This window comes from Escherichia sp. HH41S (assembly GCF_009820115.1).
GTDB classification, from domain to species: Bacteria; Pseudomonadota; Gammaproteobacteria; order Enterobacterales; family Enterobacteriaceae; genus Escherichia; species Escherichia coli_F.
Genome location: NZ_VNXE01000114.1, coordinates 1 through 374 on the forward strand (window position 1 = coordinate 1; position 374 = coordinate 374).

A 374-nucleotide genomic window follows, 5' to 3' on the forward strand; every position below is an offset into this window, starting at 1 on the left:
CAGGATCATATCGTCGGGTCTTTTTTCCGGCTCAGTCATCGCCCAAGCTGGCGCTATCTGGGCATCGGGGAGGAAGACGCCCGTGCCTTTTCCCGCGAGGTTGAAGCGGCATGGAAAGAGTTTGCCGAGGATGACTGCTGCTGCATTGACGTTGAGCGAAAACGCACGTTTACCATGATGATTCGGGAAGGTGTGGCCATGCACGCCTTTAACGGTGAACTGTTCGTTCAGGCCACCTGGGATACCAGTTCGCCGCGGCTTTTCCGGACACAGTTCCGGATGGTCAGCCCGAAGCGCATCAGCAACCCGAACAATACCGGCGACAGCCGGAACTGCCGTGCCGGTGTGCAGATTAATGACAGCGGTGCGGCGCT

Annotated in this window: 1 protein-coding gene; it reads left to right on the top strand. The window is 58.3% G+C overall.

Going from position 1 to position 374, the window contains the following annotated elements:
* Nucleotides 1–374: phage portal protein (locus tag FQZ95_RS27070; RefSeq protein WP_160530662.1), on the top strand; the 374-nt coding region annotated here is incomplete at both ends.